This is a genomic window from Bacillus sp. MAG717A, from assembly GCF_036884855.1.
In the GTDB taxonomy this organism is placed as follows: Bacteria; Bacillota; Bacilli; order Bacillales; family Bacillaceae; genus Bacillus; species Bacillus safensis.
Map to the genome: position 1 here is coordinate 1487135 of NZ_CP145733.1, position 20594 is coordinate 1507728.

A 20594-nucleotide genomic window follows, 5' to 3' on the forward strand; every position below is an offset into this window, starting at 1 on the left:
GTGATTAAAGCGCTTTTCTATATATTTAAAGCGAACAAAATTTTATTTCGAGATATTAATGTTCGGATTTAGCGTTGACTTTTTTGGTGTGCATTGATAAAATAAATGTGTTTGAAAGAGATAACGTTTTGAAAGGTTAACGGAGGTGCACGATATGTCTTCAGTAGTCGTAGTAGGTACGCAGTGGGGTGACGAAGGGAAAGGGAAAATTACCGATTTCCTTTCAGAAAATGCAGAGGTGATTGCCCGTTATCAAGGGGGAAACAATGCAGGTCACACGATCAAATTTGATGGAGTGACATACAAGCTACACCTCATTCCATCCGGTATTTTTTATAAAGAGAAAACTTGTGTCATCGGTAATGGAATGGTGGTTGATCCTAAAGCGTTGGTCACTGAGCTTGCGTATCTTCACGAACGGAATGTGAGTACAGATAACCTCAGAATCAGCAATAGAGCCCATGTTATTCTGCCTTACCATTTAAAATTGGACGAGGTAGAAGAGGAGCGGAAAGGGGCTAACAAGATCGGCACGACGAAAAAAGGAATCGGACCAGCTTATATGGACAAAGCAGCTCGCGTCGGTATCCGTGTCGCAGATCTATTAGATCGTGAAGTATTTGAAGAGAAGCTTGCACGTAATCTAGAAGAGAAAAATCGTCTTTTAGAGAAAATGTACGACACAGAAGGCTTCAAGATTGAAGATATTTTAGACGAGTATTATGAATATGGCCAGCAAGTGAAAAAATATGTCGTAGACACATCTGTTGTTCTGAATGATGCACTAGATGAAGGCCGCCGCGTGCTATTTGAAGGAGCACAAGGAGTCATGCTTGATATCGATCAAGGGACATACCCATTTGTGACGTCATCTAACCCAGTAGCTGGAGGAGTGACGATTGGTTCTGGTGTAGGACCAACGAAAATTCAACATGTGGTCGGCGTGTCAAAAGCGTACACAACACGTGTTGGAGATGGCCCATTCCCGACAGAACTCCATGATGAAATTGGCGATCAAATTCGTGAGGTTGGCCGTGAATACGGTACGACAACTGGACGCCCGCGCCGTGTCGGCTGGTTTGACAGCGTTGTTGTCCGTCATGCACGCCGTGTGAGCGGAATTACAGATTTATCTCTTAACTCAATTGATGTACTAACAGGGATTGAAAAGTTGAAAATCTGTGTTGCTTATAAATTGAACGGAGAAATCACAGAGGAATTCCCAGCAAGCCTAAATGAATTAGCGAAATGTGAGCCTGTCTACGAAGAAATGCCTGGATGGACAGAGGATATTACAGGTGTGAAGAACTTAAGTGAACTGCCTGCAAATGCCCGCCATTATTTAGAACGCATTTCACAATTAACAGGTATTCCACTTTCCATTTTTTCAGTCGGACCAGATCGTTCACAAACGAACGTTGTCCGCAGCGTGTACCGTCCATAAGAATAGATTGATGAGACACCAGTAAAATCTTGCATTTTACTGGTGTTTTTTTGTTTAAATATTCCTTAATTTCAGTAGAACGGACTTCCGGTCATTACCAAAATATGATAACTGTATAGAGGGAAGGAGCGTTCTAGTGAAAGAAAGAATACGATTATTAGATATTTTACGAGGTTTTGCCATACTAGGCACATTGGGAACGAACGTCTGGTTTTTTGCGTACGCAGGGGATACCTTTGCGACAGATCAGATAGCGGATGAATATGAAAATGGCAGTTTTCTTGAAAGTCTTGTCTCCATGTTCGTTTATGGAAAAATGCTCTCGCTGCTCACGATCATGTTTGGTGTTGGATTGGAGCTGAAATACCAGCAGGCAAAAAGGAAAAACACGCCTTGGCCGGGTACTTATTTATGGATTCTTTTATTTTTATTTATCGAAGGCTTTGTCCATTTTGCGCTCGTGATGGAATATGATGTGCTCATGAGTTATGCCGTTACTGGGCTACTTGTGGCTTACATTGTACGGGGAGGCAGCAGGCGTATCAAAAAGGGCATGATGGTCTCAGGTGTGATTCATCTACTCGTTATGTCAAGTTTGATGGTGTACTCCCTCTCTGAAATGGAGTCAGCGGCCGATGATCAAAGCGTTGAACCGGCGCTGGAAGAGCAGCTGCCAGAGACATGGATCTCGCAGGTTCAAGAACGGTTACAATACTTTTTCATGTACCGAGAAGAAGCGATCTTTATCATTCCAATGAACACATTTCTGTTTTTATTAGGTGTGCGGATGATGAGAGCCGGTGTATTTTATGCAAATGAACGCGGACAATCTCTCCGGAAAATATTGTTCCGAATCGGACTGTGGGTTGGTCTGCCGCTGAATGCACTAGTCTTCGTTCCAAACGATCTAGTGGAATTTGCGGTGCGCTACGCCTTTTCACCATTCCTCTCTATTTTCTATATAGCTGTCATTGCGAAGCTCCTCGCACGCACGGAGTCATGGTTCATGTGGAATTGGTTTGAATATGTAGGGAAAATGGCGCTTAGCTGCTACATCCTACAAAATGTCATCTGCTCCATTCTTTTTTATAGCTGGGGATTGGGACTTGGCGGTCAAATCAATGCGCCCCTTATTGTATTGGCATGGCTATTGATTTCACTTCTGCAAATCGCGATTTCAGCAGTTTGCCTAAAGGTTTGGAGAATTGGACCAATGGAATATATCCGTTCACGGGCACTTCGCAGGATGACAATGAAAAAAGCATCATAAAGGGGATAGACACAATGTTTTTTAAAAAAATGACGAAAAGAGAACAAGCGAATGCACATCAAGCGGCTGTGCCGGCATTTGTCTTTTATCTTCTGGCATTAGGAGGGCATGCGTTGTACGCGTATTTCCAAGGTGACAGGCCACCGGTTACTTTTGTCATTTTAATGGCGGGACTCCTTGTTTTTTTCTCCGCTGACTGGCTATTTAACAAAAAACATTCATAAAGAAGCCCTCATCACGAGGGCTTTTTCCTTACTTCAGGCTTTTATATTGGCCTTTTAAGTTTTTACGGATGTACTGAATGATTTTGCGTAGTTCGTTGGCATGCGGTCTGCCAAACGGACTTGTTTGTCTTTGCTGATAGAGCACTTGCCCTTTTTCATTTAATAAGAAATAGGCGGGTTCACCGTGCACCCCGTGGTCTTCATATGGGGCATCCTCCCCGTGATAGTGGACTTCATATGCTTTTAATGACGTGAGGTCATGGTCATACATGATCGGGAAGGATAGTCCCTCTTTATCCGCAAATGCCTTCAAGTCATCAGGGTTATCGGTTGAAATCGCCATCAAGTGAATATCCTTGTCCTGAAAATATGACTGCTGCTGTTCGAGCTCTTTTAATTCTTCTACACATACCGGACACCAAGATCCTCTAAAGAAAACGATCAGGTGCCAGCTTTGATGCTCCTCTAAATGTTTGTCGAAATCAATGTGATCGCCCTGTATTGTTGGAAGTGAAAAGTTGGGCATTTTATCTCCTAATTTGAATGAACTCATACTGCTTCCTCCTTTTTCAATGACAATGTCACTTGTTTCATGTATAGCCATTTTTGAGCGGCCTGAAACGTGTCTATGTGTTTGAATAGGCAGAGATCATGCGGAAAGACGTGTGAAATGAAGGCGGTTGCAGAAGTGGAGGCTTTGAAAGCAGATTTGACATCCGACACTTTTTTTAAAAAAATGTCGAAAAACGTATTGCCATATGTAATTATTCTATGATATTATAAATCTCGTTGTTGCAAAGGTCTCTGAAACTTGTTAGGATGCGATGTTCCAGCTTTTTTAAAGCGATTGGTTTGACGCAATACAACTTCTTCAGATTTACTTTTCACAAACCGAGAGCCATTAGCTCAGTTGGTAGAGCATCTGACTTTTAATCAGAGGGTCGAAGGTTCGAGTCCTTCATGGCTCACCATGTATTGGCCCGTTGGTCAAGCGGTTAAGACACCGCCCTTTCACGGCGGTAACACGGGTTCGAATCCCGTACGGGTCATTGATTTACTTTAGCGTTAAGCTAATTTTTCCTCACTTGCTTGAAGGAGCACCACGATTGCTTTTTCGGGCAAGTTACTGAGGTCCGGTAGTTCAGTTGGTTAGAATGCCTGCCTGTCACGCAGGAGGTCGCGGGTTCGAGTCCCGTCCGGACCGCCATTTAATACATATTCATCTTTTTGATGATGGCTCGGTAGCTCAGTTGGTAGAGCAACGGACTGAAAATCCGTGTGTCGGCGGTTCGATTCCGTCCCGAGCCACTTCCAAACGCATCTGCAATCGCAGGTGCGTTTTTATTATGAAAAGAAGGCATAAAAAGGGAGAAGCCGGACCTAGGTAGGGCCCGGCTCCATAAGAAGAAGACGTTACATCTATATAGACGGCTGATGATTGGAAAAGTTTCAATAAAAAAGGAAAAAGTCATCAATTTTTTCGAGCGGCGCATTCCTATCCAACGTTTACTAGAAAAGAAAGCCGTTATTATTTTTATCTTTGCCTCGTAAAACGTTATAATAGACAGTGAGCCTTTTTTTCGTAAACGGAAAAGGCGTAATGATACATGCAAAATGGAATGACATAGATGCTAAAAATGCAGGAGGAAATCACAATGGAAAAAAAGATTCTTGTCGTAGATGATGAAAAACCGATTGCTGATATATTGGAATTTAATTTAAGGAAAGAGGGCTATGAGGTTCATTGTGCATATGATGGAAACGAAGCCCTTGAAATGGTAGAAGAAATTAAGCCGGACATTATTCTGCTCGACATTATGCTGCCGAATAAAGATGGTGTTGAAGTATGCCGTGAAGTGAGAAAGAAATACGACATGCCCATTATCATGCTGACAGCAAAAGACTCTGAAATTGATAAAGTCATCGGCCTTGAGCTTGGCGCAGATGATTACGTGACAAAGCCTTTCAGCACGCGTGAGCTTCTTGCCCGCGTGAAAGCGAATTTGAGAAGACAAACCGCTGCTCCGCAGACGGAGGAAGAATCTGAATCAAATGATATTGAGGTGGGATCACTCGTCATTTATCCGGATGCGTATGTAGTGTCTAAGCGTGAGGAAACGATTGAATTGACGCACCGTGAGTTCGAACTGCTTCATTACTTAGCGAAACATATTGGACAAGTCATGACACGTGAGCACTTACTGCAAACCGTATGGGGCTACGATTACTTCGGAGATGTCCGTACAGTAGACGTCACAGTCCGCCGTCTTCGTGAAAAGATTGAAGACAACCCTAGCCATCCGAGCTGGATCGTGACAAGACGAGGCGTCGGCTACTATTTAAGAAACCCAGAGCAGGACTAAGATTCTTATGAGTAAAGTAGGTTTTTTTCGCTCGATTCACTTCAAATTGACCTTGATTTACGTGCTGCTGATCATCGTCGCCATGCAGATCATTGGCGTGTACTTTGTGAAGCAGCTAGAGCAGTCCTTAATTAATTCATATGATAATTCCTTGAATCAGCGAATCTACTCGTTATCGTATTACCTAGAACAAGATTCATCGAAAAGCAAGGCAGAATTAAAAGAGGATGCTCAAAAGATATTAAACGATTTTAACAACAAAGATGAGTCTAATGAAATCTCTGAAGTCAGCTATATTGACGAAAGCAGAGAGGTTATTGCCTCTGTCAATAACGGCAGCCAAGAGATTGCCGGCAAGAAAATCACTGATCAAATCATTAGCCGTATTTTCGCGGTTGGCAAAGACTATGAGAAAAAATTCTATGACCCTGAATCAAATAAAAGGGTGCGTATTTCTGCGACAGCCGTAAAAAATGAGAACCAAGAGACCGTTGGTGTGATTTATGTTGTGTCTTCAATGGAAAGTGTGTTTAACCAAATGCGAACCATTAACACCATTTTGGCAACTGGGACACTGATTGCACTTGGGACGACTGCTCTACTTGGTATCTTCATCTTCAGAACAATCACTCATCCTATTTCAGATATGAGAAAGCAAGCGATCGAGCTTGCCAAAGGGAACTTCTCCAGGAAGGTCCGGAAGTATGGGCATGATGAGATTGGCCAGCTTGCGACAACCTTTAACCATCTGACGAGAGAGCTGGAGGAAGCTCAGCTGATGACGGAGGGTGAGCGGAAAAAGCTTTCTTCTGTTATTGCCTATATGACGGACGGCGTCATCGCAACGAATCAAAACGGTGCAATTATTCTATTAAACAGCCCCGCATTAGAGCTGTTAAATGTTTCACGTGAAACAGCTCTAGAGATGCCGATTACGTCCTTGCTCGGCTTAGAGGAAACTCATACATTTGAAGATTTAGTCGAAAATCAAGATTCCATGCTGATCGAAATTGAACGCGAAGACCAGCTGTCTGTATTGCGTGTTAATTTCTCCGTTATTCAGAAAGAGCATGGGAAGATTGACGGTTTAATTGCGGTCATTTATGACGTCACAGAGCAGGAGAAAATTGATGCTGAACGCCGTGAATTCGTCGCGAACGTATCGCATGAGCTGCGCACACCGCTGACGACGATGCGAAGCTACCTTGAGGCGCTGGCTGAAGGTGCGATTGGTGATAAGGAGCTTGCGCCAAGATTCCTCAGTGTCACGCAAAATGAAACTGAGCGCATGATCCGGCTTGTCAATGACCTGCTGCAGCTGTCTAAGTTCGACAGCAAGGATTATCAATTCAACCGTGAGTGGACGAACTTTATCAGGTTTATCTCGCTTGTCATTGATCGTTTTGAGATGACGAAGGAGCAGCATGTCGATTTTATCCGCAACCTGCCGCAGCGTGAAGTATATGTGGAAATCGATCAAGATAAAATTACACAGGTGCTCGATAATATCATTTCCAATGCCATGAAATATTCACCAGAGGGTGGACACATCACGTTTACCGTCGATTTGGATGAGGAGAAAGGCCTTGTGTTATTCAGCGTGAAAGATGAAGGAATCGGTATTCCGAAGAAGGATATGGATAAAATCTTTGAACGTTTTTATCGAGTGGATAAAGCAAGAACAAGGAAGCTGGGCGGAACTGGCCTAGGTCTTGCGATTGCAAAAGAAATGGTTCAGGCTCATGGCGGAGATATTTGGGCTGACAGCATTGAAGGAAAAGGAACAACGGTGACCTTTACCCTTCCGTACAATGAAGAACAAGAGGATGATTGGGATGAAGCGTGAGACCTTTAAAACCATAATATTGACAATCCTAATTGCGATCAGTCTTGTATTTACGTGGAATATCTGGATGTTCCAGCCCGTCATGCAGGATCAGGCTGAAACCGGCACACAGGTCGTTGAAACGAAGAAGATTTCAAGCGACGAGCCTAGAAGTCTCATTGATGTCGTGAAGCCGCGCGAGATGTTTATCCATTCAAATGGAGAGCATTTTAAAGTGGATCAAAAGGAACTCTTTCAAAACTTTTGGAATGATGTGAGCCTTTGGGATGTCAAAGAGGTTAATGATGTGTCGGATCAATATTCCGAGCAGAAATTTAAGAATTTCTTCTATGGACGTGAAGGACAAGGGAAGACATTGGATCTTGTATTCAATGATCCGATTCCGATTGATATTTTCCAGGCGCTCTTTAAATGGCCGAACAAGTCCATTGAATACAACTCGTTTGATCGGATGATTGTGCCGTTCGCTCAGCAGGATAAGGCCAATAAGAAAGTTTACTTGGTCTCATACAGCAAGGAAACGGTGCTTGAGCTGACAATTGAGTCCGCCAACTACCGTAATCTAATGGACAGTATCGCTGCCGCTCAAAACGAGATGCCGCGCTATGATCTTTATACATTCTCTACGAATTCTAAACGAGATTTCCTTCTTCCGAGAAAGCAAAAGCAGCTTGAAGCGAAAATGTTCTTTATCGAAACGATTAAGACAAACAAGTTCAAAGACGCTTTGTTTACGGACCCGAGTCTTGTCGGTGAGGAATCTAATTTAAACCGGACGGTGTACACAGATGGCACAAGCCGCCTTGAAGCCAATCAAAAAGACCACCGCATTCAATATCAGCATCGCAATATCAATTCCAGCACTGTTTTCCAAACGGGGGATTTGATCAAGCGAAGCGTGAAATATTTCAATGATACGGGAAGCTTTACTGATGACTACCAATACTTTGGCATCAACAGCAACCAGCAGCTGTCCTTCAATATGTTTATGGACGGTCTGCCGATTGTGAACAGTACAAAGCATCCATTTGGGATGACCTCCCTTGAAGTCCAATGGGCGAATGATGACATTTTGAATTACAAGCGTCCAAACTATATTCTTGGCAATAAAGCGAGTCAAAGTGAACAGGTCAAGCTGATGAACGGGACAGAGCTGAAGGACTTGATCATCAAGCAGACGAAATATGATGACTTGGAGAAAATTGAACAGATTTTCCCGGCATATCAAGCTGTTTCAACTGCATCAGATCAAGATCAAGGGATGTTTGTCTGGCTGGAGCCTGTATGGTGTATGAAGTATAACGGCAAAACCGTGATTCTATCGAATGATCTTTTGACAGAGGGGAGCGAGAATCATGGAGTGGAATAAGACCAAAACGATCTTTATCCTAGCCTTTCTCGTTCTCGATATCTTTCTAGGTTTTCAATACTTTGAAAAACGGTCAACCGATCATTTTGCGATTATCGAAAAAACGGATACGCTGGAAGAAATGAAGGCAGACGGGATCAAATATGGCAATCTATCAGATGAAGCGAAGATTGGATACCGCATTACAGCTGAAAAGAAGCAATATACAAAAAAGGATGTCGACGGATTAGCTGATCAAAAGGCGAAAAGCACATTCCCGAAAACAGATAAAGATGATCCTGTCACGCTGCTTGAAATGACCTTCAATAAGCCAGTTGCCTTGCCGAAAAAGGATATCAAAACAGCGGCGACGAACCTTGTGAACCAGCGATTGCTGGATGGGAAGAATTATAAGCTGTGGAATATAGATGAAGAGACAGGGAAAATCGTCTTTTTCCAAACGTATAAAGGGAAATACATCTTCCAAGAAGGCCTGGATGACACCGAAACCATCGGGAAAATCACCTTAAATCTCAACGAGCAAAACGAAGTTGTTTCTTATCAGCAGTCAATGGTGACGTCGATTAATGAAGTGAGAAAAGAAACACTTGTCCCAGCACTTGAAACCGTGAAGGACTTATATACGCAAAATATGCTGAGCCAAAACACGACCGTGAAAAAGGTAGAGCTTGGTTACTATACGCAATACCCGGGGGCAAGCACACAAGTCATGGTTCCTGTGTGGCGTGTGGAGCTTGAAGGCGTATCAGCAGGTTCAAAGAAAAAGACAGAGGAAGAATATTTGATCAATGCCATCGATGGCTCAACACTTGATCATATAGAGAAAGATGACAAATCTTCAATGGAGTGAGAGAACATGAGCTTGCAGTTCAGTGTACTAGCGAGCGGAAGTACGGGGAACGCTTTTTATTTAGAAACAGACGAGCATGCCTTTTTGGTCGATGCTGGTTTAAGCGGCAAACAGATGGTCGAGCTGCTTGGCCAAATCGACCGCAAGCCTGAAGACTTGGACGGTATTTTTGTGACACACGAGCACTCCGATCATATTAAAGGGCTTGGTGTCATGGCAAGAAAGTACAAGCTTCCTGTCTATGCAAATGCGAAAACATGGAAGGCAATGGAGTCTCATATCGGAAAAATTGATACAGAGCTGAAATTCCATTTTGATATGGAGACCGTTCAATCCTTTGGCGGTCTTGATGTCGAGTCATTTGGCGTTTCACACGATGCGGCAGAGCCCATGTTTTACGTATTCCATTATGGAGGGCGCAAACTTGCGCTCATGACGGATACAGGCTATGTGAGTGACCGCATGAAAGGCATTATTAAGTCAGCCAATACGTTTGTGTTTGAGAGCAATCATGATGTCGGTATGCTGCAAATGGGCCGATACCCATGGAGCATTAAGCGTAGAATTCTGAGCGATGTCGGACATGTATCAAATGAAGATGCGGCTCTTGCGATGACAGATGTCATTGGAGATGCCACCTCACGCATTTATTTGGCTCACTTGAGTCAAGACAACAACATGAAGGATTTAGCCCGTATGGCGGTCCAGCAGACGCTTGAAATGAAGGGATTTGTTGTTGGGGACGGCTTTGATTTATTTGATACGGACCCGAAAAAAGCAACCCCGCTTTGCGCCGTATGATTTTTATAATCGTATGATTAAGATAAGAGCTTCTTACCAACACTATATACATCATCTATTCACTGAAAGGAAGGAAACATAGTGGATTATCGCGATGTAGAGTGGAAGCCGAGACGAAGCAGAAAAGGATATTTTCTTTCTGGTTTGATCGGTGTATTGGTAGGAGCTTTTTTAATGGGATTCTTTTTCCCCTATGTATCTGGACAGAGCGGCAGTCCCTTTGGATGGCAGCAAAACGGTGATGGACAAACATCTCAGGGCCCTTTAAAAACTGTGAATGTAAACGTCAATGATGCTGTCACGAAAGTGGTGTCTAATATGTCAGATACGGTGGTCGGCGTCATTAATATCCAAAAGTCGAGCTTTTGGGAGGAAGGCGGAGAAGCAGGCAGCGGGTCAGGTGTGATTTATAAAAAAAAGGGTGACACGTTTTATATTGTCACAAACCATCACGTCATCAAAGGCGCCAACCAGCTTGAAGTGAGCCTTCATGATGGGACAAGAATTGGTGCCAATCTTGTCGGCAGTGATCAGCTTATGGATTTAGCAGTTCTCACTGTCAAAAGTGATAAAATCAAGAAAACGGCAGCCTTCGGTAACTCAGATCATGTGAAGCCGGGTGAGCCAGTCATCGCCATTGGAAATCCATTAGGGCTTGAATTCGCAGGCTCTGTCACACAAGGGGTCATTTCGGGCACGGAGCGAGCGATCCCTGTCGACTCAAATGGAGACGGACAAACAGATTGGAATGCAGAAGTACTGCAAACAGACGCCGCTATCAATCCTGGAAACAGCGGAGGTGCCTTGATCAACATGGACGGAAAGGTGATCGGCATCAACTCAATGAAGATTGCTGAATCAGAGGTAGAAGGAATCGGGCTGTCTATTCCAGCGAATCTGGTCATCCCTGTCATAGAGGATTTAGAGCGCTACGGAGAGGTAAAGCGTCCGTATCTTGGCGTCGGCATGAAATCATTAGCGGATATTGCGAGTTACCACTGGCAGGAAACATTGAAATTGCCATCCAAGGTCACATCAGGAGTTGTCGTCATGAGTGTTGAGCCGTTATCTCCAGCAGGAAAAGCAGGACTAAAAGAGCTGGATGTCGTGACTTCTTTTGATGGCAAGAGTGTACAGAATATCGTGGATCTTCGTAAGTATTTATATCAAAAGAAGGTCGGCGACAAGGTGAAGGTGCAGTTTTATCGAAGCGGAAAGAAAAAATCAGCAGAGATTAAACTTTCTCAAACCGACCAATATGGCGGCTAACCAGTTCCAGCAAGGGACTGGTTTTTTTTGCATGCACATCATATGATAAAGGAAAGGGGGCGGTACGATTGGTTACACTACAACGGATGTCACAAACCGATTACGATGTATTGATGGAGAAGGCCATTCAGCGGTACGCTGAAGAAAAGGTACTCGCAGGGACATGGGAAAAGGAAGAATCACTTGCGAACGCAGAAGAACAATTTGACAGACTCCTTCCAGAAGGACTTCAGACGGAGAATCATGAGCTGTGGAATTTCTTAAATGGGGAAGAAGCGATTGGCTGGGTTTGGCTTTGCTATGATCCGAATCACCCGCAACACGAAGGATTTATTTATAACTTTATTTTGTTTGAAGCTTATCGAGGAAAAGGCTTTGCAAAGCAGGCCATTGCTGCATTAGAGGAGCAGGCAAAGTCATTAGGTGTGCAAAAACTCTCGCTCCATGTCTTTGCTCACAATCAAATCGCCCGTTCGCTGTACGAGAAAACGGGATTTGCAGAAACCGGTATTTATATGAGTAAACCTTTATAAAAAAGAAGAAGTACCGTGCAGAAAGCGTACGGTACTTTTTTATGAGGACATCATGGCATCCTGAGCCGTGACTCTGTATAAATCGACTTTGCACTTCACGAAAGCGCGAATGATCGCTGGAACTTGAGCTTCTGAACGAATTAACAATGAGGTCTCGTCATCACTGATCACAAGATCTGTTCCGACAGTTTGTAGGTACTGCATGAGAACAGGTTTCACCTCATCATCAATCCATGCATGCTTGAAGGTTGCACGTATGTTTGAGGATGTGATGGTTTTCTCTTGAGGATGAGTATGTGGGGACACTAATTTTCCTTCAGAAATGAATGCAGTTTTGGTACAAATACTATTGGTGAACCTTGGGCGGTCAGCTGTTAAAAATACGGTTTTTCCTTCATCCTTTAATGCTTCAATGACCCGCTGAATGTGGAAAATCGAATCTGCATCAATATCGGCAAAAGGCTCGTCGAGTAAAATAAATTCCGGCTGATGGGCAATGGCCTGCGCCATTCCAAGCCGCTTTTTCATACCAGGTGTGAAGGCACCGACCTTCTCCTGATGATCGTGATGTAAGCCGACAAATTCGAGCAGTTCTTCATAATCACTCGTCTTCTGGCGTGTTCCGGTGATTTTTGATAAATAGGCAATATGCTCCAGAGCCGTGAGACCTTCATATAAATCCGTATATTCAGGCAGAACACCGATATGCTGCCTCACTTTTTTTAGCGAAGGCTTATTCATCACTGTAAACGTACCAGAGGTAGGGCGGGAGATTCCGGTAATAATATTGAAAAACGTCGTCTTACCAGATCCCTTTGGTCCAATGAGTCCGAAGATATCGCCTTGATTGACATCAAGATTAATATCATCTATTGCGACTTTTGTACGATATTTTTTTGTAAGCCCTTTTGTATGAAGCATCTACACATCCCTCCTTTGAAACAGCAGTGCAGTTCCAATGAGTAAGATAACGGTCAATGCCGTGTTCATTAGGACGTAGGTCAGCGGTTCACTCCAGCGCGCATAATAATAAGGCGTCATATATTGGAACCAATGAATCATTCGTTCTGAAGAAAGAACAGAAATCATACTGACGATTGGGAAAAGAAAGGAAAATAACATGCCGACAAACATTGATTTCTGCGGTGTTGGAAAGAGCATGGACAAAAATAAAGCACATGAGATACCGACACTGATAAAGGTTAAGATTTTTAACGCATCAGAGAACAGAAAACGGTGTGAAATCACCATATTCAGGACATATGTCGTCATAATACAGCTAAGCCAAAACAGCATCAGTCCAAGATATTTCCCGATGATGATGTTCAAACGAGTTGTTTTACTGACGAGAAAACGAATGGTTTTCAAATGAATTTCACGGCTTAAAATATCATGAGACAACAAAAAAATAAGGAAGAAACCAAATAAAGAAATCACCAGTTCATTCCCAATAGAATAAGGATCCTTTGCCAGTTCCCATTGTTCCTGATGAGCAGCGATAAACGGAAGACTTGAAACAAAAGTAGATAAAATGAAAATAATAACAATTGTTAAAATAGATTTTGTGCTTTTGAAGAGCTGCTTAAACTCATTCATACAAATGGTCCACACATGCTGTACCTCCCTTCACCTTTATTATACCCCTAGAAAAGAAAGAGACCATATCTTGCTCTTTAACATTTGTTTAAATTTCATAAAAAGAAGACTCTTCCAGCTCCAGTTGACTCATTTTTAAAAATGTTCAGAAAAATATCTTGATTTATGAAAAAACATCATGTATGATAGCTTTAATTCAAGATAATTATACAGGCAATGACGAGAGAAAGTACAATCATCAATTTTTCCACAGAGAGCTTCGGCAGCTGAAAAGAAGCAAAAATAATGATTCGAAAAATGGTCTCTGAGCCTCGTGCTGAACATATCTATGATATTAGTAGGTGACGACGAGAGTTGGTACTCGTTATCAAAACCACAGTATATGAGCCAGATTGGAGCTTTGTACTTGTAGAGGCTGTTTAGCGCGAGCAAACAGTAAATAAAGGTGGTACCACGAGACAAATACCTCGTCCTTATGATTCAAAGATAAGGATGGGGTATTTTTTATTGTCCACTTTTTTTCATACAATTGTTCAAATGTTCCACGTGAAACACCACATCCATTTTTTCAAATGAAAGGGAGATTGACATGAGTGAACATGCATTGGTTTTACAATCAGATTTCGGCATTGATGATGGAGCTGTCAGTGCAATGTACGGAGTGGCAAATACGGTCAGCAGCAGGATCCGCATTTTTGATTTAACACACAATATTCCGCAGTATGACATTTGGGAGGCATCTTATCGCCTGCTTCAAACCGTCACATACTGGCCGGAAGAGACGGTATTCGTTTCCGTTGTTGACCCAGGTGTTGGGTCAGAGAGAAAAAGTCTTGTTGTCAAAACGACAAGCTCACACTATATCATTACCCCAGATAACGGCACACTCACACACGTCGCGCAGGATATTGGCATTGTGGAAGCCCGTTATTTAGATGAAACCATTAACCGGCTGCCAAAGTCGGGAAAATCACATACTTTCCACGGGAGAGACATATACGCTTATACAGGGGCGAGAATTGCATCAGGTGTGATTTCTTTTGAAGAGGTTGGGCCAAAGGCGAATATTGATGATATTATCCATCTTCCAGTCGTACAGGCATATGCGGAAGAAGATGTGATCACAGGGACGATTGATATTTTAGATGTGAGATTCGGAAACCTATGGACAAACATTCATCACACGCTGTTTGAACAGCTTTCAATTAATTATGGGGATGCAATAGAAGTTACCATTGCCAACGGGCCGAAAAATGTGTATAAAAATATCATGACCTATGGACGATCTTTTGCCGACTTAAAGGTAGGCGAACCACTCGTATATGTCAATTCACTAGACCATTTAGGCGTGGCGATCAATCAAGGGTCATTTGCAAAGGCTTATAACATCGGTACAGGCACAGGCTGGCGCCTTTCGATTCGCAAAGCTCCGCGCATTATATACGAATAAGAGGAGGATACATCATGGCAGGAAAACAACTTTCAACGAAAACTGTCGTTGCTATTGGAATTGGCGCAGCCGTCTTTGTGATTTTAGGACGATTTGTCTCCATTCCAACTGGAATTCCGAATACACAAATTGAAACCTCATACGCATTCCTTGCATTAATGGCCGTGCTATTTGGTCCTGTTGCAGGCGCACTGATTGGTTTTATTGGCCATCTCATTAAAGATGCGACCACATTTGGCCCTTGGTGGAGCTGGATTATTGTTTCGGGTGTAGTTGGTTTATTGATCGGCTTCATTTCTAACCGTTTAAAAGTAGAAGAGGGAGACTTTGGCTGGAAGAAAATCACGCTCTTCAACGCCGTACAAGCAGGTGCACAGGCATTAGGCTGGTTTATCATCGCTCCTGTACTCGACATTGTGATCTATGCAGAACCTGCGAACAAAGTATTTGTTCAAGGCATTGTGGCAGGAATTTCGAACATCATCACAGTTGGTGTACTAGGAACCATCATCATTGCAGCCTATGCAAAAACGAGAAGCAAAAGCGGCAGTCTATCGAAAGAAACATCATGAGGCAAGGTGGAACACATAAATGAAGAAACCGATGATTCAATTCGAACATTTCGGATTCAAGTATCGCAGTCAGGCAGAACCAACATTAAAGGATATCAACCTGACCATCTATGAAGGAGAAAAAGTTCTCATCGCAGGCCCGTCTGGATCGGGAAAAAGCACACTAGCCCATTGTATCAATGGGCTAGTTCCTGCGTCTTATAAAGGTTCTATGGAAGGAAGTCTTCACATCGGCGGGAAAAATGCAGAGAAAGAGAACATTTTCTCCCTCTCACAGCTTGTCGGAACGGTGCTTCAGGACCCTGATGGACAATTCATAGGGTTGACCGTTGGAGAAGATATCGCATTCACGCTTGAAAATGATCAAGTCACACGAGAAGAAATGAAAACACGTGTCGAGGAAGCAGCTAGATTAACAGAGGTAGACGGCAAGCTGGCATCATCCGTGCATGAGCTGTCAGGCGGACAAAAACAACGTGTCGCCATTGCGGGCGTACTGGTCAACGATGTCGACATTTTACTGTTTGATGAACCACTTGCAAGCCTTGATCCCGCAACAGGTAAAGAAGTCATCGACCTCATTGACCGGCTGCAAAAACAAACGAAAAAAACCATTGTGATGGTTGAGCACCGATTAGAAGACGTCCTCTTCCGTCATGTGGACCGCATCATCGTTGTCAATGAAGGAACGATTGTAGCGGATATGACACCAGATGAATTGCTCGCCTCAAATGTTCTAGAAGCGGCGTATTTGCGTGAGCCTTTATATGTAAAGGCGATGAAATACGCAGGCATTCCGGTTGCACCGGGGGATCAGATCGCTGATTTACAGCGTCTCACTCTAAACGACGAAGCAAAAGAGAAAATCGAGCAATGGATGGAAGCATCTGAACCATCAGTAGAGCAGATTGCAGCACAGGATTTACTAGAAGTGCGTGAGCTGAGTTTTGATTATCCAACAAGACCAAACACGCTGAGCAACATCTCTTTTACCGTCAAAAAAGGAGAAATGATCAGCATCGCAGGAGCCAATGGCGCAGGCAAGACGACATTATCTAAGGTGCTTTGTGCATTTGAAAAGCCAACGAAAGGGTCAATTCTTTTAAATGGTGATGACATCACAGGAGATACGATCAAACAGCGCTCCGAACGAATCGGCGTCGTCATGCAAAACCCCAATCAAATGATTTCAAAACAAATGATCTTTGATGAAGTCGCACTCGGTCTCGTTTTAAGAGGGGTAAAGGAAGACGAGATCAAAGAACGGGTGGAGCGGGTCCTGAAAGTGTGTGGGCTGTATCCATTTCGGAACTGGCCGGTCTCAGCGCTCAGCTTTGGACAGAAAAAACGCGTCACCATTGCGTCAATTCTTGTATTAGAGCCAGAAATCCTCATCCTAGATGAACCAACCGCAGGACAGGACTTTAAACATTACACAGAGATGATGACGTTTTTAGAGCAATTAAATCAGCAGGATGTCACGATTTTCATGATCACTCATGATATGCACTTGATGCTCGAATACACAACAAGAACCATTGTCATTTCAGATGGAGAAAAAATCGCAGATGATACCCCGGCCAAAGTACTGACAGATCAGCTGCTTGTCCAAAAGGCGAGTTTAAAGGAAACATCGCTGTATGAACTGGCGCTGAAAGCTGATTGGCCGAATCCAAATGAACTCGTGGATCGCTTCATTGAGGTTGACAGAAAGGAACGAATGACATGGCTGTAGACATGCTGTCCTATATCGACCGCCCGTCGCCGATTCACCGGCTGACAGGTGCAACCAAACTCATTTGCTTTATCCTCTGGTCATCCGCAGCGATGCTCACGTATGATACAGGCGTTTTAGTGTTTATGCTAGTTGCTAGTATCGTGTTCTTTCAGCTATCAAACGTACGATTTCGTGATATCTCTTTCGTAGTGATCGTCCTGGCGATTTTCCTAGCGATTAATAACATCGCCATTTACATCTTTGCGCCTCAGCAAGGTGTCGCCATCTACGGAGCAAAGCATGAGCTGTTTCATATTGCCGGCTGGTACAACGTCACACTTGAACAGCTTTTCTATCAGTTGAACATTACGCTAAAATACGTGACCGTGATGCCAGCAGCGCTTTTATTTATTGTGACAACAAATCCAAGTGAATTCGCCTCATCGCTCAGCAGAATTGGGGTCAGCTACCGGATTTCCTATGCGGTAGCGATTGCCTTGCGCTATATTCCAGATATTCAGCGGGATTTTCGCACGATCGCGATTTCTCAGCAAGCAAGAGGGATTGATTTATCGAAGAATGAAAAGCTGGGAAAACGGATCAAAAATGCGCTGTCGATTGTGATGCCGCTGATTTTTTCCAGCCTAGAGCGGATAGAGACGATCAGCAATGCGATGGAGCTGCGGGGGTTTGGGAAGCATAAAAAGAGAACATGGTTTACGGCGAAAGACTTTCAAAAAGCAGATTATGTGGCGTTCATATTTGTTGGTGTGGTACTGATTGTTTCGTTAGTGATTACATTTGTTAGAGGAACGAGATTTTATAATCCGTTTCTATAGAAGGAAGCCTTCACAGGAGTGGAGGCTTTTTTGTTTGGTTTGTGGATAAAAGGTGTGGAAAATGGTAAAAGACTATTAACATGTGAATAAATCGGTTATATTGAACAATGAGCGAAACACTTGTGAATAACGAGACAACCTATTGGAGGAATTAGAAACTTATGAACAAATCACTTTATGCTTGTGCAGAACACATAGAAACCGTATTAGACATGTACATAGATGATCACGAAACGCCGCCAGAATTCAGAAAAATCGAACATACACACAGTTTATCCACAACCTGTGAATTGTGCGATGAACCTGCAATATATATAGTGGGGAACGAATGATCGGACACAAAATACACAAATTTTATCCACAATTGTTGATAACTTATATGAATAACTTGTTCTTAAGGTGGGGATGACCTGTGAATATATCAATTATCACAGTAGGAAAATTAAAAGAAAAATATTTAAAGCAAGGCATAGCCGAATACACAAAACGATTACAGGCTTACGCAAAAATTGAGATCATTGAGCTCGCGGACGAAAAAGCACCCGAGAATCTTAGCGATCAAGACATGAAAATCATCAAAGACAAAGAAGGCGAACGCATCCTAAGCAAAATCAATCCAGACGCCTACGTCATCGCCCTCGCCATCGAAGGAAAAATGAAAAGTTCCGAAGAATTAGCCGATACAATAGATAAGCTAGCAACATACGGAAAAAGCAAAGTATGTTTCGTCATAGGCGGATCCCTCGGACTAAGTGATGCTGTCATGCAGCGTGCGAATGAGAAACTGTCGTTTTCGAGGATGACGTTCCCGCATCAGTTGATGAGGTTGGTGTTGGTGGAGCAGATTTATCGGGCGTTTCGGATTGTGCGGGGGGAGCCTTATCATAAGTAAAGGTAAACTATTAAGGGGCTCTAGTATGTCCCTTAATAGTTTATCACATGATATGGAGTTTGTTGACCATTCGTATATAGCGGCTGCTCAAGGTCTGGATAGATTTTTTGCAGCAATTAATGCTGTCGGTGATAGAATCTATGGTGAAATCAAAGAGAATGTTAATCTTCTTAATATGGCGACCTATCCGTGTGGTGATTCTAAACTTGCCTAGATGTCTTTGATAATAGAGCGGAGCAGTATCTTTTGTTCTTCTGGTTAAACCTTGAAAGTTACTTAATAATCATTGTACTGAATGGTAGTGAACAGGTGATATCTGCTTCTGTTAGTTCCGTAATTAACGCTTCAAGGCGTTCTTCCAGCTGCTTTTTTTGTTCCTCGTGAGAGAATAGATTTGATTTAACAATTCCTCCGGGCAGTTCATCGCCAAGTAGAGCATTCATTAGTTTATCTAAATGGCCTGTGATTTTGTTAAGCTTTAACCTTGCCAAACTCTTTGATTTCCATGAGTTCCCCCTCTGTTACTTTAAGTAATTCCTGAATGGACGGAAAGCGGCTGAAAATCGACATATCCATCTTCTTTTTCTCTGATTATAGCTGCTAGTAAAATTTTAAATGTGAAGTTATCAAATGTATTCATAGAATATTTCTTCAGTTTTATGAAATGAATAAGGAGAGACAAGTTTGTCCCTTCAATTACTTAATAAAGAAATTTCTCTATATAATTTTTACTTTAATTAGTTAGTAAATTGAGCTCATCTATTTTCACATTAAAAAAGCCTTTAGAATGCTTATTACACTCAAAGATATTAATGGTTATTTTTAGAATAATATTCATTTGACCGACCTCCTTAGTGCTGTTCCTTAACAATCAACAAGTCCTGGATTAAAGATGATGCTCATTGTTTTGTTAGCATTGTACTTTGCTCTAGGTTGTATTGCATCCTCATCAATTCCTTTGCAATTCGGAAGGATGTTGAATATATCTCTCGCTCCTTGTATTGAGATTGCTAGACTAAGGACAATTGCAACCTACTCATTTTCACTGACATAGGAATCATATTACGAATTTTTTTATAGTGTCCTTCACAAATGGTGCTCTCCTTATTAATCAATATTCTTGTACGTTACCGCTTTTTTCAAAAAATGAGACTGAAGTTTCCATTCCATCATAATGATAGCGGTATTTAAACCTCTTAAGTGTTATTTCAGCTCTTCTAAACTTTTAATTGTCCAATTTAATACCAAGGCACCTTAGATCTTTAATATAGGCATCATATACTCGTATTGAAGCCAAGAACCCTGACCATTTACCTCTTTCTGTAAAGAAATTTTCGACTGTGTCCTTGTGGATGGAATCTCAGATTTATAGTCATTCCTGTAATACACTAAAGACATAATCCATATTGGGAAATGCCTATTAAAAAAGGTAATATGACCCAATCGGGATCAAAGATAAATAACAAAATACCTAATAAATACTTATGTATAAATATTTGGAATATCGGGCTGATTTGTAATGTCTAAGTAAAAGTGCATTTAAAATTTGGTATAATAAA

General features: G+C 42.5%; 21 protein-coding genes, 4 tRNA genes and 1 other annotated feature. Of the genes, 21 read left to right on the forward strand and 4 right to left on the reverse strand.

The genetic code is table 11. The annotated features are described in order from the left end of the window. Positions 1–154 precede the first annotated feature (154 nt). From V6Z54_RS07625 to V6Z54_RS07635, 3 genes are all read left to right on the forward strand, one after another. Positions 155–1444 (forward strand): adenylosuccinate synthase, encoded by a 1290-nt coding sequence (locus V6Z54_RS07625; protein WP_024424032.1) that lies wholly within the window; start codon positions 155–157, stop codon positions 1442–1444. 136 nt (positions 1445–1580) lie between these two features. After that, the gene (locus tag V6Z54_RS07630) at positions 1581–2714 is read left to right on the forward strand and encodes a DUF418 domain-containing protein (RefSeq protein ID WP_338527864.1); all 1134 of its coding nucleotides are present in this window, start codon (positions 1581–1583) and stop codon (positions 2712–2714) included. A gap of 14 nt (positions 2715–2728) precedes the next feature. Continuing rightward, positions 2729–2938 (forward strand): hypothetical protein, encoded by a 210-nt coding sequence (locus tag V6Z54_RS07635; RefSeq protein ID WP_099663870.1) that lies wholly within the window; start codon positions 2729–2731, stop codon positions 2936–2938. A gap of 28 nt (positions 2939–2966) precedes the next feature. On the opposite strand, the gene V6Z54_RS07640 is transcribed toward V6Z54_RS07635, so the two are convergent. Next, a complete protein-coding gene (locus V6Z54_RS07640; RefSeq protein WP_024424031.1) occupies positions 2967–3491 on the reverse strand; it encodes a peroxiredoxin family protein in 525 nt (174 codons plus the stop codon). A gap of 342 nt (positions 3492–3833) precedes the next feature. On the opposite strand from V6Z54_RS07640, the gene V6Z54_RS07645 reads away from it, so the two are divergent. The 11 genes from V6Z54_RS07645 (at position 3834) to V6Z54_RS07695 (ending at position 11969) form a co-directional block, all read left to right on the forward strand. Then, positions 3834–3909, forward strand: a tRNA-Lys gene (locus V6Z54_RS07645). 6 nt (positions 3910–3915) lie between these two features. Next, a tRNA-Glu gene (locus V6Z54_RS07650) sits at positions 3916–3987 on the forward strand. 81 nt (positions 3988–4068) lie between these two features. Next, positions 4069–4145 (forward strand) — tRNA-Asp (locus V6Z54_RS07655). A gap of 28 nt (positions 4146–4173) precedes the next feature. After that, positions 4174–4246, forward strand: a tRNA-Phe gene (locus V6Z54_RS07660). 347 nt (positions 4247–4593) lie between these two features. Beyond that, positions 4594–5301, forward strand: coding sequence for a response regulator YycF (gene yycF, locus V6Z54_RS07665; protein WP_024424030.1), 708 nt, complete (start codon positions 4594–4596; stop codon positions 5299–5301). A 7-nt stretch (positions 5302–5308) separates the two neighbouring features. Then, on the forward strand, positions 5309–7147 hold the full coding sequence (gene walK, locus V6Z54_RS07670; RefSeq protein WP_024424029.1) for a cell wall metabolism sensor histidine kinase WalK: 1839 nt from the start codon (positions 5309–5311) through the stop codon (positions 7145–7147). After that, positions 7137–8516 (forward strand): two-component system activity regulator YycH, encoded by a 1380-nt coding sequence (gene yycH / locus V6Z54_RS07675; RefSeq protein WP_041089445.1) that lies wholly within the window; start codon positions 7137–7139, stop codon positions 8514–8516. Before walK ends, yycH begins: the two co-directional genes overlap by 11 nt. Continuing rightward, the gene (gene yycI / locus V6Z54_RS07680) at positions 8503–9366 is read left to right on the forward strand and encodes a two-component system regulatory protein YycI (protein ID WP_041089447.1); all 864 of its coding nucleotides are present in this window, start codon (positions 8503–8505) and stop codon (positions 9364–9366) included. The genes yycH and yycI overlap by 14 nt, the downstream gene beginning before the upstream one ends. A gap of 6 nt (positions 9367–9372) precedes the next feature. Beyond that, on the forward strand, positions 9373–10167 hold the full coding sequence (locus V6Z54_RS07685; RefSeq protein WP_305961132.1) for an MBL fold metallo-hydrolase: 795 nt from the start codon (positions 9373–9375) through the stop codon (positions 10165–10167). 81 nt (positions 10168–10248) lie between these two features. Continuing rightward, complete coding sequence (locus tag V6Z54_RS07690) at positions 10249–11436, forward strand: S1C family serine protease (RefSeq protein ID WP_041089449.1); 1188 nt, start codon at positions 10249–10251, stop codon at positions 11434–11436. A 68-nt stretch (positions 11437–11504) separates the two neighbouring features. Beyond that, a complete protein-coding gene (locus V6Z54_RS07695) occupies positions 11505–11969 on the forward strand; it encodes a GNAT family N-acetyltransferase (protein ID WP_338527865.1) in 465 nt (154 codons plus the stop codon). Between the two features lie 39 nt (positions 11970–12008). Here the strand turns inward: V6Z54_RS07695 and V6Z54_RS07700 are convergent, their stop codons facing one another. Together V6Z54_RS07700 and V6Z54_RS07705 are read right to left on the reverse strand one after the other, a co-directional pair. Next, positions 12009–12890, reverse strand: a complete 882-nt coding sequence (locus V6Z54_RS07700; RefSeq protein ID WP_041089453.1) for an ABC transporter ATP-binding protein — start codon at positions 12888–12890, stop codon at positions 12009–12011. Further along, positions 12891–13580, reverse strand: a complete 690-nt coding sequence (locus V6Z54_RS07705) for an ABC transporter permease subunit (RefSeq protein ID WP_039182821.1) — start codon at positions 13578–13580, stop codon at positions 12891–12893. 192 nt (positions 13581–13772) lie between these two features. After that, positions 13773–14043 (forward strand) — a binding site (T-box leader). A 111-nt stretch (positions 14044–14154) separates the two neighbouring features. Here V6Z54_RS07705 and V6Z54_RS07710 point away from each other — a divergent pair. The 7 genes from V6Z54_RS07710 to V6Z54_RS07740 all read left to right on the forward strand — a co-directional run bounded on the left by V6Z54_RS07710 (position 14155) and on the right by V6Z54_RS07740 (position 19249). Further along, positions 14155–15015 (forward strand): S-adenosyl-l-methionine hydroxide adenosyltransferase family protein, encoded by an 861-nt coding sequence (locus V6Z54_RS07710; RefSeq protein WP_041089455.1) that lies wholly within the window; start codon positions 14155–14157, stop codon positions 15013–15015. A gap of 14 nt (positions 15016–15029) precedes the next feature. Next, positions 15030–15587 carry an ECF-type riboflavin transporter substrate-binding protein gene (locus tag V6Z54_RS07715; protein ID WP_024424020.1) on the forward strand — a complete coding sequence of 186 codons (558 nt, stop codon included), beginning with the start codon at positions 15030–15032 and terminating at the stop codon, positions 15585–15587. Between the two features lie 19 nt (positions 15588–15606). Further along, entirely contained in the window at positions 15607–17322 is a 1716-nt protein-coding gene (locus V6Z54_RS07720) for an ABC transporter ATP-binding protein (RefSeq protein WP_338527866.1), read from the forward strand. Then, positions 17313–18143 carry an energy-coupling factor transporter transmembrane component T gene (locus V6Z54_RS07725; protein ID WP_338527867.1) on the forward strand — a complete coding sequence of 277 codons (831 nt, stop codon included), beginning with the start codon at positions 17313–17315 and terminating at the stop codon, positions 18141–18143. The genes V6Z54_RS07720 and V6Z54_RS07725 overlap by 10 nt, the downstream gene beginning before the upstream one ends. A gap of 161 nt (positions 18144–18304) precedes the next feature. Then, positions 18305–18475, forward strand: a complete 171-nt coding sequence (locus V6Z54_RS07730) for a CxxH/CxxC protein (RefSeq protein ID WP_008360116.1) — start codon at positions 18305–18307, stop codon at positions 18473–18475. 80 nt (positions 18476–18555) lie between these two features. After that, positions 18556–19035: a 23S rRNA (pseudouridine(1915)-N(3))-methyltransferase RlmH gene (gene rlmH, locus V6Z54_RS07735; protein WP_338527868.1), complete on the forward strand. Its 480-nt coding sequence runs from the start codon at positions 18556–18558 to the stop codon at positions 19033–19035. A 25-nt stretch (positions 19036–19060) separates the two neighbouring features. Continuing rightward, positions 19061–19249 carry a hypothetical protein gene (locus tag V6Z54_RS07740; RefSeq protein ID WP_338527869.1) on the forward strand — a complete coding sequence of 63 codons (189 nt, stop codon included), beginning with the start codon at positions 19061–19063 and terminating at the stop codon, positions 19247–19249. Between the two features lie 58 nt (positions 19250–19307). Here V6Z54_RS07740 and V6Z54_RS07745 read toward each other — a convergent pair whose 3' ends face one another. Continuing rightward, positions 19308–19526 carry a hypothetical protein gene (locus V6Z54_RS07745; protein ID WP_338527870.1) on the reverse strand — a complete coding sequence of 73 codons (219 nt, stop codon included), beginning with the start codon at positions 19524–19526 and terminating at the stop codon, positions 19308–19310. Positions 19527–20594 lie beyond the last annotated feature (1068 nt).